This window comes from Pseudomonas sp. NyZ201 (assembly GCF_049860765.1).
Lineage (GTDB): Bacteria > Pseudomonadota > Gammaproteobacteria > Pseudomonadales > Pseudomonadaceae > Aquipseudomonas > Aquipseudomonas bharatica.
This window is the reverse complement of the sequence record NZ_CP187557.1, coordinates 821,006-836,520: the sequence shown is the minus strand read 5'-3', so window position 1 is coordinate 836,520 and position 15,515 is coordinate 821,006. Positions and strand designations below refer to the sequence as shown.

Annotated in this window: 16 protein-coding genes; 7 read left to right on the top strand and 9 right to left on the bottom strand. The window is 64.5% G+C overall.

Going from position 1 to position 15,515, the window contains the following annotated elements; all coding sequences use genetic code 11:
• Positions 1-95: 95 nt before the first annotated feature.
• On the bottom strand, positions 96-1,421 hold the full coding sequence (locus ACPFMA_RS03820; RefSeq protein ID WP_009394895.1) for a DEAD/DEAH box helicase: 1,326 nt from the start codon (positions 1,419-1,421) through the stop codon (positions 96-98).
• 58 nt (positions 1,422-1,479) lie between these two features.
• Entirely contained in the window at positions 1,480-2,403 is a 924-nt protein-coding gene (gene yedA / locus ACPFMA_RS03815) for a drug/metabolite exporter YedA (RefSeq protein WP_425929710.1), read from the bottom strand.
• Positions 2,404-2,546: 143 nt separating this feature from the next.
• On the opposite strand from yedA, the gene ACPFMA_RS03810 reads away from it, so the two are divergent.
• A complete protein-coding gene (locus ACPFMA_RS03810) occupies positions 2,547-2,996 on the top strand; it encodes an Lrp/AsnC family transcriptional regulator (RefSeq protein WP_009394899.1) in 450 nt (149 codons plus the stop codon).
• On the opposite strand, the gene ACPFMA_RS03805 is transcribed toward ACPFMA_RS03810, so the two are convergent.
• The 3 genes from ACPFMA_RS03805 to ACPFMA_RS03795 all read right to left on the bottom strand — a co-directional run bounded on the left by ACPFMA_RS03805 (position 2,993) and on the right by ACPFMA_RS03795 (position 4,955).
• On the bottom strand, positions 2,993-3,598 hold the full coding sequence (locus tag ACPFMA_RS03805) for a 3'-5' exonuclease (RefSeq protein WP_420058299.1): 606 nt from the start codon (positions 3,596-3,598) through the stop codon (positions 2,993-2,995). The genes ACPFMA_RS03810 and ACPFMA_RS03805 overlap by 4 nt on opposite strands.
• Before the next feature lie 9 nt (positions 3,599-3,607).
• Positions 3,608-4,087 carry an NYN domain-containing protein gene (locus ACPFMA_RS03800; protein WP_420058298.1) on the bottom strand — a complete coding sequence of 160 codons (480 nt, stop codon included), beginning with the start codon at positions 4,085-4,087 and terminating at the stop codon, positions 3,608-3,610.
• Between the two features lie 169 nt (positions 4,088-4,256).
• Entirely contained in the window at positions 4,257-4,955 is a 699-nt protein-coding gene (locus ACPFMA_RS03795; RefSeq protein ID WP_064302022.1) for a DUF2076 domain-containing protein, read from the bottom strand.
• Between the two features lie 139 nt (positions 4,956-5,094).
• Between ACPFMA_RS03795 and ACPFMA_RS03790 the strand changes: the two genes are divergently transcribed.
• The gene (locus tag ACPFMA_RS03790; RefSeq protein ID WP_420058297.1) at positions 5,095-5,760 is read left to right on the top strand and encodes a hypothetical protein; all 666 of its coding nucleotides are present in this window, start codon (positions 5,095-5,097) and stop codon (positions 5,758-5,760) included.
• 46 nt (positions 5,761-5,806) lie between these two features.
• Positions 5,807-6,889, top strand: coding sequence for an endonuclease/exonuclease/phosphatase family protein (locus ACPFMA_RS03785; protein WP_425929709.1), 1,083 nt, complete (start codon positions 5,807-5,809; stop codon positions 6,887-6,889).
• A gap of 132 nt (positions 6,890-7,021) precedes the next feature.
• Here the strand turns inward: ACPFMA_RS03785 and ACPFMA_RS03780 are convergent, their stop codons facing one another.
• Genes ACPFMA_RS03780 through glnT form a run of 4 tightly spaced genes read right to left on the bottom strand, consistent with a single transcriptional unit; the run spans position 7,022 to position 11,326 of the window.
• Entirely contained in the window at positions 7,022-8,344 is a 1,323-nt protein-coding gene (locus ACPFMA_RS03780) for an FMN-binding glutamate synthase family protein (RefSeq protein WP_009394911.1), read from the bottom strand.
• Positions 8,345-8,364: 20 nt separating this feature from the next.
• The gene (locus tag ACPFMA_RS03775) at positions 8,365-9,039 is read right to left on the bottom strand and encodes a glutamate synthase (protein ID WP_009394912.1); all 675 of its coding nucleotides are present in this window, start codon (positions 9,037-9,039) and stop codon (positions 8,365-8,367) included.
• A gap of 11 nt (positions 9,040-9,050) precedes the next feature.
• Positions 9,051-9,950: a class II glutamine amidotransferase gene (locus tag ACPFMA_RS03770; protein WP_064302025.1), complete on the bottom strand. Its 900-nt coding sequence runs from the start codon at positions 9,948-9,950 to the stop codon at positions 9,051-9,053.
• A gap of 41 nt (positions 9,951-9,991) precedes the next feature.
• Positions 9,992-11,326, bottom strand: coding sequence for a type III glutamate--ammonia ligase (gene glnT / locus ACPFMA_RS03765; protein ID WP_009394916.1), 1,335 nt, complete (start codon positions 11,324-11,326; stop codon positions 9,992-9,994).
• Between the two features lie 294 nt (positions 11,327-11,620).
• Between glnT and ACPFMA_RS03760 the strand changes: the two genes are divergently transcribed.
• The 4 genes from ACPFMA_RS03760 (at position 11,621) to ACPFMA_RS03745 (ending at position 15,511) form a co-directional block, all read left to right on the top strand.
• On the top strand, positions 11,621-12,214 hold the full coding sequence (locus ACPFMA_RS03760) for a helix-turn-helix domain-containing protein (RefSeq protein WP_009394917.1): 594 nt from the start codon (positions 11,621-11,623) through the stop codon (positions 12,212-12,214).
• 317 nt (positions 12,215-12,531) lie between these two features.
• Positions 12,532-13,398 (top strand): formyltetrahydrofolate deformylase, encoded by an 867-nt coding sequence (gene purU / locus ACPFMA_RS03755; protein WP_009394918.1) that lies wholly within the window; start codon positions 12,532-12,534, stop codon positions 13,396-13,398.
• Complete coding sequence (folD, locus tag ACPFMA_RS03750) at positions 13,395-14,288, top strand: bifunctional methylenetetrahydrofolate dehydrogenase/methenyltetrahydrofolate cyclohydrolase FolD (protein WP_009394919.1); 894 nt, start codon at positions 13,395-13,397, stop codon at positions 14,286-14,288. The genes purU and folD overlap by 4 nt, the downstream gene beginning before the upstream one ends.
• Positions 14,270-15,511 (top strand): FAD-dependent oxidoreductase, encoded by a 1,242-nt coding sequence (locus ACPFMA_RS03745; RefSeq protein WP_009394920.1) that lies wholly within the window; start codon positions 14,270-14,272, stop codon positions 15,509-15,511. Before folD ends, ACPFMA_RS03745 begins: the two co-directional genes overlap by 19 nt.
• Positions 15,512-15,515: the final 4 nt, after the last annotated feature.

Here is a 15,515-nt window from a genome sequence, read left to right as displayed (position 1 = left end):
GGCCTCATCGCGGGTGAACCCGCTCCCACAAGGACGGCGCAGTCAGTGTGGGAGCGGGTTCACCCGCGATGAGGCCCTAAAGCACAGCCACAATCTCAGGGCTTGCGCTTTTTCGGCCCGGTATTGAACGACGGTACCTTGCGCACCGCCTTGGCCGGCGCCACCGGTGCGTCACCGCTGTCCATCCAGCGTCCCAGGCTGCCCTTGGCTCCGCCCGCCTTGGGCTTCTTCGGCTTTTTCGGCTTCTTCAGGATCTGCCCGCTGGCATCGGTCACCGGCACCCGGTGATCCGGCTCGAAGCCCGGCTCGTCATGGCGCGGCAGGGTCTTGCGGGTCAGGGTCTCGATCGCCGAGAGCAACTGCACTTCGTCGGCACATACCAGGGAAATCGCTTCACCGGTATTTCCCGCCCGGCCAGTACGACCGATACGGTGGACATAGTCCTCGGCCACGATCGGCAGGTCGAAGTTGACCACCAGCGGCAAATCATCGATATCCAGCCCCCGCGCCGCCACATCGGTGGCCACCAGGATCTGCACTTCCCGCGCCTTGAAGCTGTCCAGCGCACGCTGGCGGGTCGCCTGCGGACGGTCACCGTGGATGCCGTCGGCATTGATGCCCATGCCCAGCAGACGCTCGACCAGCTGGTCCACGCCGTTGCGGGTCTTGGCGAACACCAGCACCTGGCTCCAGCGCTGCTTGCGCAGCAGATGGCAGAACAGTTCGGCCTTGCGCTTTTTATCCACAGTGACGATCCACTGCTTCACCGTGCTCGCCGTGACGTTGCGCGGGCTGACTTCGACGCTCAGCGGGTTGGCGAGCATCTGCCCGGCCATCAGGCGGATCTCGTCGGAGAAGGTGGCGGAGAACAGCAGGGTCTGGCGCTTGACCGGCAAGGCGGCGTAGATCGAACGCAGTTCCTCGGCAAACCCGAGGTCGAGCATGCGGTCGGCTTCGTCCAGCACCAGGGCCTGGAGCTGGTTGAACTTCACCGCGTTCTGGCGGAACAGGTCGAGCAGGCGGCCCGGGGTCGCCACCAGCAGGTCGATACCCTTGCGCAGCTTCATCATCTGCGGGTTGATACTGACCCCGCCGTACACCGCGTAGGTGCGCAGCGGCAGGTGCTCGGCGTATTCGCGGATGTTCGCGTGGACCTGCTCGGCCAGTTCGCGGGTCGGCACCAGCACCAGGGCGCGCACCGAGTTGGCGGCGACCTGGGCGCCTTCCAGGGTCAGGCGCTGCAGCAGCGGCAAGGCGAAACCGGCGGTCTTGCCGGTGCCGGTCTGGGCTGCGGCCATCAGGTCGCGGCCGGCCAGCACGGCCGGGATCGCCTGGGCCTGGACCGGCGTCGGGGTGTTGTAGTTGAGGCCGTCGAGGGCGCGCAGCAGCGGTTCGATCAGGCCGAGTTTGGCGAATGTCATGGAAATACCGTCAGGGGCTTCGTGCAATGGCGCGAAGTCTACCCTGTTCGGCCCCGGATCACCGAGTCCCGGACATCTCGCCCTCGACCACCGGCTCCTGCGGCGTCTTGCGCCACTGCGGAATACCGATCAGCACCACGGCACCGATGATCACCGCCATGGCCAGGCATTCCTCGGCGCCGATCTCTTCACCGGCGAACAGGATTCCCAGCAATACCGCCACCGCCGGGTTGACGTAGGCGTAGCTGGTGGCAGCCGCCGGGCGCACATGCTTGAGCAGATACATGTAGGCGCTGAAGGCGATGATCGAACCGAACACCACCAGGTAGGCCAGCGCGCCCCAGCCAGAGGCACTGGGCATATGAGTCAAGCGCTCGCCGCTGAAGAAACTGCCGGCCAGCAGGACCACACCGCCCACCAGCATTTCCGCCGCACTGGCCATCGGCCCCTGGGGCAGCGGCAGGCTCTTGCTCCACACCGAACCGAAGGCCCAGGACGCAGCGGCGAACAGGATCAGCGCCGCGCCCATCGGGCTGGCCTGGAGGTTGGAACCCAGGTTGAGCAAGGCGATGCCGACCAGCCCCAGGAAGATCCCGGCCCATTCCAGACGGGTATTGCGATGGCCCCAGAACAGGCCGAAGAGCAAGGTGAACAGCGGCACGGTGGCCACCGCCAGCGCGGCCACACCCGAGGCGACCCCGGCATGCTCGGCCACCGTCACGCCGCCGTTGCCGCAACTGAGCAGGAGGAAACCGATCGCCCCTGCGGCCTTCCATTGCTGCCAGGTCGGCGCCGGCACCCCGCGCCAGCGCAGGAAGCCGTACATCAATCCGCCGGCAATGATGAAGCGCAATCCCGCCATCAGCATTGGCGGCCAGGACTCCACGCCGATGCGAATGGCCAGGTAGGTGGAGCCCCAGACCAGGTACAGGGCGAGGAAGGCACCGATCAACATCCAGGGAGAACGACGGGAGGCAGGCATGGAAAGCTCGTATTCGAGTAGTTGTGGCGCTATTTTAAAAAGCTTCACCGGCAAAATTAAGTTTCAAAAAACGCTTATCAAGCACCTGGACTTTCGAAAAAACGGATCTACCAGGCCCTTTCCTTCTTTTTCACAAGATGCCCATGGACAAATACGATCGCATGCTCCTCGCCGCCCTTCTCGACAACGGCCGCGCCTCCTTCGCCCAACTGGCGCGCACGGTCAACCTGTCTGCGCCGGCAGTCGCGGAGCGGGTGGCGAAACTCGAGGCCAGCGGGGTGATCACCGGCTACCAGGCGAAAGTAGACATGAGCAAGATCGGCCTGCCGATCCAGTGCGTGATCGAACTGCGCCTGGCCAGCCACGGCAACCAGCAGGCCTATGAAGCGCTGACGCAGATTCCCCAGCTCACCGAATGCCACCGGGTGACCGGTGATCCGTGCGTGATCATGCAGGCGGCGGTGGGCTCGATGCCGGAGCTGGAAGAGCTGATCAACCGGGTGGCGCAGTTCGGCTTCAGCAAGACTTCGATCATCCTCTCCAGCGCCGTGGAGCGGCGGGTGCCCCTGGCGCAGCTGGAGAAGAAGGCCTAGCGGTATTTGACCAGGGTTTCGCGGATCTTCGCGGCGGGGACTTTCTGCAGGCGGCACAGGAAGGCGTGGGACAGCTCCTGGATACCGTGGGTCTGGCGCAGTTCACCGACCAGGTGTTGCAGCAGGTTCGCGGCCATCTCGGCGTCGGCCATGGCCCGGTGCGCGGTGCCGGTGTCCGGCAGGCCGGCCCAGCGGGTCAGGGTGCCGAGCTTGTGGTTCGGTGCCGCCGGCAGCAGGCGCCGCGACAACAGCAGCGAACAGGCGAAGGATTGGCTGCGGTTGCGGCCGATGCGGCTCAGCTCGTAGTCCCAGAATTTCTGGTCGAAGGCCGCATTGTGCGCCAGCAATGGGGTGTCACCGACGAACTCGGCCACTTCGTTCATCACCCGGTCCACCGGTGGCGCGCTGCGCAGCATGGCGGTGGTGATGCCGGTCAGCCCGGCGACGAAGGCCGGCACCGGCACGCCGGCGTTCATCAGGCTCTGGTAGCGTTCGACGATGCGCCCGCGCTCGAGCATCACCACTGCCACCTCGGTGGCGCGGCAGCCGGCGCCTGGGGTGATACCGGTGGTTTCAAAGTCGATGACAGCGATACGTTCCACGAAAAAACCTCAGTGTTTAAGCAGCAACGCGCCTTCGATCGGCACATAGCGGGACGCGGCGCGGATCAGCGAATGGGCGGTCAGGCCGGGGACGCCATAGGCCACCGCCTCGACGCCATGGCGCTGGATCACCCGCTCCAGAAGCAGGTCGAAATCACCGTCGCCGGAAGCCAGCACCACCCGGTCGACCCGGGGCGCGGCGTCCACCACATCGAGGGTGATGCCCACGTCCCAGTCGCCCTTGGCCGAGCCATCGGCACGCTGGATATAGGGCTTGAGCTTCACGGTGAAACCGAGGTTGCGCAGGATCTGCTGGAACTGCTGCTGCTTGGCGTCGCCACGGTCGATGGCGTAGGCAAAGGCCTCGACGATCTCGCCGTCACGGCTCACGTCCTTCCAGAAAGCGGCGTAGTTGAAATGGCAGCCATAGGCCTGGCGCACGGTGTAGTAGAGGTTCTGGACATCGACGAACAACGCGATTTTCTTCACTGAACCCCTCCTTCGAGACCGGGCCTTGGGTGGCAAAGGGGGCCCAGTATGCCAGTGTGGAGGGGGTGAAAGCACACCGCGAACCCTGTGGGAGCGGGTTTACCCGCGATTACGGTGGTGAAGTCACCATTGCAATCGCGGGTGAACCCGCTCCCACAGGAGTTCTCAGTCAGACGTAATCGTCGTCCGAGAAGAACCCGCCACCATCGTCGCCATAGCTGCCGCTGTCATCCGCCACATAGCGCTGGCTGTCATCATTCCAGCCGCCGCCCTGGTCATTGACCTGGGCCGGCTCTTCCTTGATGACCTCGACGATTTCTTCCGGCTGCGAATTGTGATGGAACAGGCTGCTGATACCTTGCGCCAGCATCACGCCACCGGCCACGCCGGCTGCAGTCTGCAAGGCGCCGCCAAGGAAACTGCTGGCGCCACTGCGCGCCGGTGCGGCTTGGGGCGCAGGCGGTGCGCCCCAGTTGGATTGCGGCGCCACACCCGGGCCATCGCGCCAGCCACCACCACTCGACGGCGCAGGCGCAGGAGCCGGTGCAGCCGCCGGGCGCGGGCTGGACGACCCGAACAGGCTCGACAGGAACCCGCCGCCGCCCTGTTGCTGCGGGGCCGGTGCGCTAGCGGCTGCCTTGGCCTGCGCCAGCTCGGCCTGGAGCTGGCGATTCTGCTCGTCCATGCGCTTGAGCGCCGCTTCCTGGACCAGGATCGCCTGGGCCATGTAGTAAGGCGCCGCCGCATGCTGCTGAACCAGACTGGCGATATGCGCCTGGGCCTGGGCATCGCGCGGCGCGCCTTCGGCCTCGGCCTGACGCAGCCTGGCGAACAGGCCTTCGATCAGGGTTTGCTCTTCGTGGTTCATGTGGCGACCTCTCTGTAATACGGGTTGCAGTGAAGATTGGGACAAGCATGGCGCTTTCAACCGCAGCCGCCCATGAAACTTTGTTCAGGTTCGGCCCCTGAGCTAAAGTGACGCCTGCTTTGGACTTCGAAATCGACCCATGAATCCGCTCACTGTTCTGCGCGACTCCCTGTACTTCTTCCGCCGCCACCTGGTCAGCATCGCCGCGCTGTGCCTGCCGCTGGTGATCCTCGAGGCGCTGTGCGTCCAGTTGCTCTACGGCCAACTGGGCAAGGATGCGTCGATGACCTACGGCCTGCTGGTCGGGCTGCTGTTCTACCCGTTGTACAGCGCTGCGCTGATCCTCTACCTCGATGCCCGCAGCGACGGCCACGAGCCGCTCAAGCGCAACCTGCTGGCCCGCGCCCTGCAACTGTGGCCGTCGTTCGCCCTGCTGGTGGCGCTCAGCTCGCTGCTGATCATGTTCGGCATCTCGCTGTTCATCCTCCCGGGCATCTGGGTGATGACCAACCTGGTGTTCGCCGAATACCTGCTGGTGCTGCGCGGCATGGCCCCGGTCGCGGCCATGCGCGAGAGTTTCCAGATGGTCCGTGGCAACTTCTGGCGCATCCTGGTGTGCATGCTCGGCGTGATGGCGCCGCTGTACCTGTTCAACGGCATCACCCTGGGGCTGCTGCCCGAGGAAGTGAACCCGCTCCTGGAACTGATGGTCAGTGTGATCAACAGCTTCCTGCAACTGTTCAGCACCGTGGTCCTGTTCCGCCTGTACATGCTGATCAGCGAGGCACCAGCGGCACGTTCCTGAACCCGGCGACTATGCTCAACCGTCTACCCTGACCCGTGCGAGCCCGATGACCCGACTACTGCGCAACGTCCTGCTGTCCTTGCTGTCGATCACCGTCCTGCTCTGGCTGCTGGCCTTCCAGGCAAGCTGGCGGGCGGAGCCACTGGAAGACCTGCCGGCCGCCTGCACCGGCGCCGGCCAGGCGCTGCTGGCGGGGCAACCGTTGAAGGTGATGACCTGGAACGTGCAGTACCTGGCGGGCAAGCGCTACGTGTTCTGGTACGACGAAGCCCGCGGCGACGATACCCGTCCCACCGGGGAAGACCTCGCCTTCAGCCTCGATGAAGTCGCCCGGGTCATCCGTGCCGAACAGCCGGATATCGTCCTGCTCCAGGAACTGGACAAGGGCGCCAAGGCCAGCGACTACCAGGACCAGCTTGCCCTCCTGCGCGAACGCCTCGCCGATCTGTATCCCTGTGCCGTGCAGGCCTACGACTGGAAGGCCGAATTCGTGCCGGACGTGCACATCGCCGGAAGTGTCGGGCGAACCTTGGCGACCCTGAGCCGTTATCCGATACAGCGCGCGCAGCGGGTGCAATTGCCGATGGCCCAGGACAATGTCCTTAGCCGCCTGCTCAAGCCGCAACCGGCGGTGCTGGTAAGTTACCTGCCGATGGGCGACGGGCAACTGGCGGTGCTCAACACCCGGCTGTCGAAGCACGAAGCCGGCAGCGATGTACAACTGCGCCAGGTTCAGGCGCTGGAGAAGCTGGTCGATCAGTTCGAACGCCAGGGCACGCCGTGGCTGTTGGGCGGGGATTTCAACCTGCTGCCACTGGGGCAGCATCGCCGGCTCAAGCCCGAGCAACAGCCGCTGTATTCCGCTGATAGCGAACTGCACCTGTTGTGGGACAAGTACCCGATGATTCCGGCGAATGCCGAAGCGACGGGGGCGGATCGGGAGCAGTGGCTGACGCATTTCCCCAATGACCCGCGGCTGGAAGGGCCGGACCGGACGCTGGATTACCTGTTCCATAGCCCTAAACTGCGGCGGTTGGAGGCTGGGGTGTTGCAGCAGGATACCCTGGAGATCTCCGATCATTTGCCGGTGAGTGCAAGCTTGTTGTTGCCTGTACCACCAGGATCCTAAGGCGGAATTTGCAGGGTTCTCGAGGGCCTCATCGCCGGCAACGCCGGCTCCCACAGGGTTCGGCGGTGCACGCCACCTGTGGGAGCCGGCGTTGCCGGCGATAGGGCCCTCAAGAACAACCTCACTATCGGATCAGTACTGCTGCCCCGGCACCCAACTGGTCCCGGCCAGCGGTACCCGGGCCATCGCCGCCGCTTCCACGGTCAGCGCCACCAGGTCTTCAGGATCGAGGTTGTGCAGGTGCGACTTGCCACAGGCCCGGGCCATGGTCTGCGCTTCCAGCACCAGCACCCGCAGGTAGTTGGCCAGGCGCCGCCCCGCCTCCACCGGATCGAGACGCTTGGACAGCTCCGGATCCTGGGTGGTGATGCCCGCAGGGTCACGTCCGTTCTGCCAGTCGTCGTAGTAACCCGCCGCCGAACCGATCTTCTTCAATTCCTCGTCCAGGCGCGGATGGTTATCGCCCAGCGCCACCAGTGCCGCCGTACCGATCGCCACCGCATCGGCGCCCAGGGCCATGGCCTTGGCCACGTCCGCACCATTGCGGATACCGCCGGAAACGATCAGCTGGACCTTGCGGTGCATGCCCATTTCCTGCAGCGCCTGCACCGCTTGCGGAATGGCCGGCAGGATCGGAATGCCGACATGCTCGATGAACACTTCCTGGGTCGCCGCCGTACCCCCTTGCATGCCATCGAGCACGATCACATCGGCCCCGGCCTTCACCGCCAGCTTGACGTCGTAGTACGGGCGGCTGGCGCCGATCTTGACGTAGATCGGCTTTTCCCAATCGGTGATTTCGCGCAATTCGGCGATCTTGATCGCCAGGTCGTCCGGGCCGGTCCAGTCCGGGTGACGGCAGGCGCTGCGCTGGTCCACGCCGATCGGCAGGGTGCGCATGCCGGCCACGCGCTCGGTGACCTTCATGCCCAGCAGCATGCCGCCGCCGCCCGGCTTGGCGCCCTGGCCGAGGACGATCTCGATGGCATCGGCCTTGCGCAGGTCATCCGGGTTCATGCCGTAGCGCGACGGCAGGTACTGGTACACCAGATGCTGCGACTGGCCACGCTCTTCCGGGGTCATGCCGCCGTCGCCGGTGGTGGTGCTGGTACCGGCGATGCTGGCGCCACGACCCAGGGCTTCCTTGGCGTTGGCCGACAGCGCGCCGAAGCTCATGCCGGCGATGGTCACCGGGATCTTCAGGTGGATCGGCTTCTTCGCGAAGCGGGTGCCGAGCACCACGTCGGTACCGCACTTCTCGCGATAGCCTTCCAGCGGGTAACGGGACACCGAGGCGCCGAGCAGCAGCAGGTCGTCGAAGTGCGGCAGCTTGCGCTTGGTGCCGCCACCGCGGATGTCATAGATGCCGGTTTCGGCGGCGCGCTGGATTTCCTGGATGGTCAGGCGATCGAAGGTGGCCGATTCGCGCAGCACGGGAGTGTTCTTTTCGCTCATGTGAATGTCCTCGCCGCGGATCAGTACGCGGATGCGTTATCGACTTTGAAGTTGTACAGCTGGCGGGCCGAGCCGTAGCGCTTGAAGCTGGCCGGGTCTTCGGGGAAGCCGGCGCGGTTGAGCAGTTCGGCCAGTTCGGCCAGGTGCTCGGCGCGCATTTCCTTCTCGATGCAGTCCGAGCCCAGCGACTTGACCTCGCCCTTGACGTAGATGCGGGTCTCGTACAGCGAGTCGCCCAGTGCGTCGCCGGCATCGCCGCACACCACAAGGCGCCCGGCCTGGGCCATGAAGCAGCTCATGTGGCCGATGCTGCCACCGACCACGATGTCCACGCCTTTCATGGAAATCCCGCAGCGGGCGCCGGCATCACCTTCGATCACCAGCAGCCCGCCATGGGCGGTGGCGCCGGCAGCCTGGGACGCACTGCCCTTGACCCGCACCGAGCCGGACATCATGTTTTCCGCGACGCCCACGCCAACGTTGCCGTGCACGGTGATACTGGCCTTCTGGTTCATCCCGGCGCAGTAGTAACCGGCATGCCCCTGGATATCGATGCTGACGGCCTGGTTCAGGCCGACCGCCAGGTTGTGCTTGCCGTCCGGGTGGGTCACAACCCACTCGCGGTCCTGCACCTCGCCGTGCAAGGTCTGGTTCAGTTCACGCACCGAGGCGCTGGACAGGTCGATGGTTTTCATATGAATGCTCCTCAGGCACGTTCCCAGATGTACATGGTGGCGGGTTCGGGTTCCCACACTTTGGCTTTGTCGATACCTGGCAGGCTGGCCAGGGCCTGGTACTCGGAGGCCATGGCGACGTAGTCGTCGGTTTCGGCGAGGATCGCCGGCTTGCAGGCGATCGGGTCGCGGATCACGGCAAAGCCGTTGCGGGTGCCGATGGCGAAGGTGAAGAAGCCGTCGAGGTCTTCGAGGGACTTGTCCAGGGCTTCCTTGAGGCTGTCGCCCTGGCGCAGGCGCCAGGTCAGGTAGCCGGCGGCGACCTCGGTATCGTTGTCGGTTTCGAAGGTGATGCCTTCACGCTTGAGCTCCTGGCGCAGGCGGAAGTGGTTGGAGAGCGAGCCGTTGTGCACCAGGCACAGGTCGGCGCCGGTGGAGAACGGATGGCTGCCTTCCATGGTCACCGCGCTTTCGGTGGCCATGCGGGTGTGACCGATGATGTGGCTGCCCTTCATGCCCGCCAGGCCGAAGCGCTCGGAGATTTCCCGCGGCAGGCCCATGCCCTTGAGGATCTCGATGCTCTGGCCGGCGCTCATGATGCGTACGTCGGGGGCCAGTTCGGCGAGTGCGGCGCGTACCGGCTCCTCGGCGCTGTGGACCTTGAGCACGGCGGCACTGGCATTCTGGAACCAGTCCAGCGAGCAGCCGAGACGGCCTTCCAGTTCACCCATCAGGGCCTTCCAGTCGAAGCTGGTATCAGCGGCCTGCAGGGTCAGCTTGACCCAGCCATCGGCCACTTCATCGCCATAGATGGCGAAGCCGGCGCTGTCCGGACCGCGATCGGTCATGGCTTCGAGCATCGGTTCGAACAGTTTGCCGAGCTGGCCTTCGAGCTCGGGCTTCTTCAGGTACAGACCTACGATTCCGCACATGGCGTTGTCTCCTTGGGGCAGATGAATCGGGAATTCGGTGATCAGAAAAATTCGGTGTAGCGCTGGATCTCCCAATCGGAGACATGCCGGCTGTACTCCACCCATTCCATGCGCTTCTGGCGGATGAACTCGTCGACGATCTCGGCGCCCAGCACCTCGCGGAACAGCGGGTTGGCGGCCAGGGCGTCGGTGGCTTCCTTGAGCGATTGCGGCAGGGTCTTGATGCCGCGGGCAGCGATTTCCTCGAGGCTGAGGGAGTACAGGTTCTCGTTGCAGACGAAGTCCGGCTCAAGCTGGCGCTCGATGCCGTCGAGGCCGGCGGCGATGATCGCGGCGGTCACCAGGTACGGGTTGCAGCCGGCATCGGGCAGGCGGAATTCGAGGCGGCCATAAGGCACGCGGACCATGGCCGAACGGTTATTGGCGCCGAAGGCGACGAAGGCCGGGGCCCAGGTCGAGCCGGACAGCGAGCGGCCGACGACCAGGCGCTTGTAGGAGTTCACGGTCGGCGCGGCGAAGGCACACAGGGCCGGGCCGTGGGCCAGCAGGCCGGCGGCGAAGTGGTAGGCCAGCTTCGACAGGCCCATGCCGCTCGGGTCGCTGGCGTCATGGAACAGGTTCTTGTTGCTGGCGCTGGCGATCGACAGGTGGAAGTGCATGCCGTTGCCGGCGCGCTTGGGGTCGGGCTTGGGCATGAACGAGCAGATCATGCCCATGTCGTTGGCGATCTCGCCGGCGGCCATGCGGAAGAAGGTGAAGCGGTCCGCCGATTCCATGGCGTCGCTGTAGGTGTAGTTGATCTCGAACTGGCCGTTGGCGTCCTCGTGGTCGATCTGGTAGATGTCGAAGCCCACCGGTTGCAGGGCTTCGGTCAGGCGTTCGAGGAATTCGCGGGAACGGGACAGCCCCTTGTAGTCGTAGCAGGGCTTGTCGAGGTTATCGGAGGCGTCCACCAGTTGCAGCTTGCCGCCGGCATCGCGGCGGAACAGGCTGAATTCGGGTTCCAGGCCGGTGTTCAGGGTCCAGCCCTTAGCTTTCAGGCGCTCGACCTGCTGTTGCAGGACATAGCGGGTGTCATACGGCCAGGGCTCGCCGTTGACATGGCCGATGCAGACGATGCGCCCGTAGCCCGGCTGCCAGGGCACCGGAATCAGGGTGGAGAGATCGCCACGGGCCATGAAGTCCGGGCCGTGGGGTTCCATGCCCATGCCGCAGATGGCGAAACCGGCAAAGCCGGCGCCATCCTCGGCGACCGCCTTGAGGCCGGTGACCGGGACGGACTTGGTCTTCGCGGCGCCATGGATATCGACGAACTGGGCCAGCACGTACTTGATGCCGTGCTGTTCGATGATGCGCTGCGTTTCAACTGGCAACATGGGTCTTCACTCCTGAAAAGGGCAAGGCGGTCGAATAAGGCAGGAGAACAAGGTTCGGGTGAGGCTGATTCCAACAAGGAAATTTAGTTTCCTGACAGGAATGCAAGGCGCTTGCCAGTTTTCAAGACACAGGAAGAAATGGCCCCGGCGTTGCACCGGCCTGCTGTTTATATGGGAAACTCTCTTTCATCCGAGGAAAGTCCCGACCATGACTCACGCCAGGTCGGGATTTTTTGCACTTTCTCAGTGCGAAATTAATTTTCCTGAACCGAAAACAAGCAGGATCGACCGACCGTGACCACCGAGAACCCACCCCGCCTTCGCCTGGAGCAATACCTGGGCATGCAGATACGTCGCGAGCGCCAGGCGCAGGAACTGAAGCTGGCGGATGTCGCGCGCATCGCCGGGATCAGCCAGGGCATGCTGAGCAAGATCGAGAACGCCCAGGTGTCCACCAGCCTGGATATCCTCAGCCGCCTGTGCGACGTGCTGGGCATGCCCATGTCCAAGCTGTTCAGCCAATACGACCAGCCCGATGGCAGCGCGATCCTGGTCAAGAGTGGCGAAGGCCTGGAAGTGGTAAGGCGCGGGACCGAGAAGGGCCATACCTATCACCTGCTCAACCATACACGCGGGCCGAAGAAGAACTTCGAGGCCTACATGGTGACCATGGACGATGCGAGCGAGGAGTTCCCCACCTTCGCCCACCCGGGCACCGAGTTCCTGCATCTGCTGGAGGGGGAACTGGTGTACCGGCATGGCAACCAGCTGTACCCCATGCAGGCCGGCGACAGCCTGACCTTCGACGGCGATGTGCCCCACGGGCCGGAGAAACTGGTGCAGGTGCCGATCAGGTTGTTGTCGATCATGAACTACGGTAACGACTGAAATTCTTCACCGCTTTTGATGGCCTCATCGCCGGCAACGCCGGCTCCCACAGGTTCTGCGGCGCACCCGGGACCTTGTGGGAGCCGGCGTTGCCGGCGATGAGGCCCTAAGCCCCACTACAAAAATCCCGCCCTTTCAGTTTCCTCCCAAGATAAAAATTTTCCCCACAGGCTAGACCTGCACCTTCCTTTCGCCTATAAAAGCGCAAAAGGAATATTTTATTCCCACGAATAAATAATTTTCGCCGATCAAATACCGCTTCACCGCTGAAATTTCCGCCTTGCGACCGCTGCCGCCACTTCATCCGAGGACCCGAAATGCATCACGCCACCAGCCACTACATCCTCAAGATCAGCTGTCCGGCCACCTCCGGCATCGTCGCGGCGGTCACCACCTACCTGGCGGAAAAAGGCTGCTACATCAGCGAGATGTCGCAGTTCGACGACGACACCAGCGGACGCTTCTTCATGCGCGCGGTGTTCCGTTTCAACGACAACTACGAAGGCGACATCGACGAGGTCGAGCAAGGCTTCGATGCCGTGGCCAGGCGCCTGGACATGGAGTGGAGCCTGCACGGCAGCAACCAGCCGATGCGCGTGCTGCTGATGGTGAGCAAATACGATCATTGCCTGGCCGACCTGCTCTACCGCCACCACAAGGGCGAGATGGACATGCAGATCACCGCCATCGTCTCCAACCATCTCGACCTGCGCCCCATGGCCGAGCGCGAGGGCATCCGCTTCATCTACCTGCCGGTGACCAAGGACACCAAGTCCCGCCAGGAATCGGCCCTGCTGCAGATCATCGAGGAAACCGGGACCGAGCTGGTGGTACTGGCCCGCTACATGCAGATCCTCTCCGACGACCTCTGCAAACAGCTTGCCGGCCGCGCCATCAACATCCACCACTCGTTCCTGCCCGGCTTCAAGGGCGCCAAGCCGTACCACCAGGCCTATGCCCGCGGCGTCAAGCTGATCGGCGCCACCGCCCACTACGTCACCTCCGATCTCGACGAAGGGCCGATCATCGAACAGGAAGTGCAACGCGTGGACCACGCCTACCTCGCCGACGACCTGGTGAGTGTCGGCCGCGATACCGAAACAGTGGCCCTGTCCAAGGCGGTGAAATACCACCTCGAGCACCGGGTCTTCCTCAATGGCGACCGTACGGTGATCTTCCGGTGAATACTCCAGCCCCCATCAAGCTGATCGACGGCAAGGCCGCCGCTGCCCGCGTGATCGCGGAAGTGAAGACGCAGGTCGCGGCCATGAAGAACCAGGGCATCGCCCCCGCACTGACGGTGATCCTCGTCGGCCAGGACCCGGCCAGCCAGGTCTACGTGCGCAACAAGGTGCTGCGCGCCGAGGAATGCGGCATTCGCTCCGAGGAGCACCGGCTGCCGGCCGACACCAGCGAGGCCACCCTGCTCGCCCTGATCGGCGAGTTGAATGCCGACGCCAGCGTCCACGGCATCCTCGTGCAACTACCGCTGCCGGCCCATATCGATGAAACCCGGGTGCTCCAGGCCATCGACCCGCTCAAGGACGTCGATGGCTTCCACGCCGAGAACGTCGGTGGCCTCAGCCAGGGCCGCGACGTGCTCACCCCCTGCACACCCGCCGGCTGCATGCGCCTGCTGGAGGACAGCATGGGCGACCTCAGCGGCAAGCATGCCGTGGTCATCGGCCGCTCCAACATCGTCGGCAAGCCCATGGCCGCCCTGCTGCTCAAGGCCCATTGCACGGTGACCGTGGTGCATTCGCGCAGCGCCAATCTGAAGGAGCTGTGCCGCCAGGCGGATATCGTCGTCGCCGCCGTCGGCCGCCCGCGCCTGGTCGATGCCGACTGGCTCAAGCCTGGCGCGGTGGTGATCGATGTCGGCATCAACCGCATCACCGAGGGAGAGCGCTCGCGCTTGGTCGGCGACGTGGACTTCGACAGCGCCCTGCCCAAGGTCGCGGCCATCACCCCGGTACCCGGCGGTGTCGGCCCGATGACCATTGCCTTCCTGATGAAAAACACCCTGACCGCCGCGCGCCTGCAGCAGGAGGCACCATGCCCTTCAATCTCCTGAAATACGGCCTGAGTTCCGAGTACCCGGCGGAGGTCGACCTGCCGCCGCCAACCGAACTGAAGTCCTCCTACGACGTGGTGATCATCGGCGGCGGCGGCCATGGCCTGGCCATCGCCTATTACCTGGCGAAGTACCACGGCATCACCAATGTCGCGGTGCTGGAGAAGTCCTACCTGGGTGGCGGCAACACCGCGCGCAACACGGCGGTGATCCGCTCCAACTACCTGACCAGCGAAGGCGTGCGCTTCTATATCGAGTCGGTGCGGTTGTTCCAGGAGCTGTCCAACGAGTTCGACTTCAACATCATGTATTCCGAGCGCGGCCAGCTGACCCTGGCCCATACCGATGCCACGGTGCGCGCCTTCCGCCAGCGTGCGGAGGTGAACAAGCACTTCGGCGGGCGCACCGAGATGATCGACCGCCAGCAGATCCGCGAACTGGTTCCCACCCTGAACCTCGACCCGGGGCATATCCCGGTGCTCGCCGGCCTCTGGCATATCGACGGCGCCACCGCCCGCCACGACGCCGTGGCCTGGGGCTACGCCAAGCAGGCCGCCAAGCGCGGCGTGGAAATCCACCAGCTCACCGAAGTCCAGGACCTGGTCATCGAGAACGGTCGCATCACCGCCGTGAAGACCAACCGCGGCACGGTGAAATGCGGCTGCGCGGTGCAGGCCATCGCCGGCGCCAGCTCGCTGATGCTGAAGAAAGCCGGGATCCGCGCACCGATCCACACCTACCCGCTGCAGGCCATGGTCACCCAGCCGTTCAAGCCGTTCCTCGATCCGCTGGTCAGCTCTTCCGCCCTGCACTGCTACGTGCAGCAGACCAGCCGTGGCGAGATCGTCTTCGGCGGTGGCTCCGACCCGTACCCGCTGTACAACACCCGCTCGACCCTGGACCTCAAGGAAAGCCTGCTGGCCCACGCCATCGAGATGTTCCCGTTCATGGCCAACGCCAGGCTGATGCGGCAGTGGGCCGGGATCACCGACATGACCCCGGACTACAGCCCGATCATGGGCCTGTCGCCGGTGAAGAATTACTACCTCGACGCCGGCTGGGGCACCTGGGGCTTCAAGTCCACGCCGATCTGCGGCAAGACCATGGCCGAGCTGGTCGCCAGCGGCGGCCGCGTGCCGGAGCTGATCAAGCCGTTCGCCCTGGAGCGCTTCAGCACCTTCCAGCAAGTCAACGAAATGGGCGCCACCGCGGCCAGCCACTAAGGGG

What these genes read in the sequence shown, in the direction of transcription:
- glnT (WP_009394916.1), bottom strand. Translation starts at nt 11,326, where the DNA reads ATGTTGCCAGTTGAAACGCAGCGCATCATCGAACAGCACGGCATCAAG.
- ACPFMA_RS03775 (WP_009394912.1), bottom strand. Translation starts at nt 9,039, where the DNA reads ATGAAAACCATCGACCTGTCCAGCGCCTCGGTGCGTGAACTGAACCAG.
- ACPFMA_RS03790 (WP_420058297.1), top strand. Translation starts at nt 5,095, where the DNA reads ATGAATCCGCTCACTGTTCTGCGCGACTCCCTGTACTTCTTCCGCCGC.
- ACPFMA_RS03820 (WP_009394895.1), bottom strand. Translation starts at nt 1,421, where the DNA reads ATGACATTCGCCAAACTCGGCCTGATCGAACCGCTGCTGCGCGCCCTC.
- ACPFMA_RS03795 (WP_064302022.1), bottom strand. Translation starts at nt 4,955, where the DNA reads ATGAACCACGAAGAGCAAACCCTGATCGAAGGCCTGTTCGCCAGGCTG.
- ACPFMA_RS03770 (WP_064302025.1), bottom strand. Translation starts at nt 9,950, where the DNA reads ATGTGCGGAATCGTAGGTCTGTACCTGAAGAAGCCCGAGCTCGAAGGC.
- ACPFMA_RS03785 (WP_425929709.1), top strand. Translation starts at nt 5,807, where the DNA reads ATGACCCGACTACTGCGCAACGTCCTGCTGTCCTTGCTGTCGATCACC.
- yedA (WP_425929710.1), bottom strand. Translation starts at nt 2,403, where the DNA reads ATGCCTGCCTCCCGTCGTTCTCCCTGGATGTTGATCGGTGCCTTCCTC.
- ACPFMA_RS03810 (WP_009394899.1), top strand. Translation starts at nt 2,547, where the DNA reads ATGGACAAATACGATCGCATGCTCCTCGCCGCCCTTCTCGACAACGGC.
- ACPFMA_RS03745 (WP_009394920.1), top strand. Translation starts at nt 14,270, where the DNA reads ATGCCCTTCAATCTCCTGAAATACGGCCTGAGTTCCGAGTACCCGGCG.
- ACPFMA_RS03780 (WP_009394911.1), bottom strand. Translation starts at nt 8,344, where the DNA reads ATGAGCGAAAAGAACACTCCCGTGCTGCGCGAATCGGCCACCTTCGAT.
- purU (WP_009394918.1), top strand. Translation starts at nt 12,532, where the DNA reads ATGCATCACGCCACCAGCCACTACATCCTCAAGATCAGCTGTCCGGCC.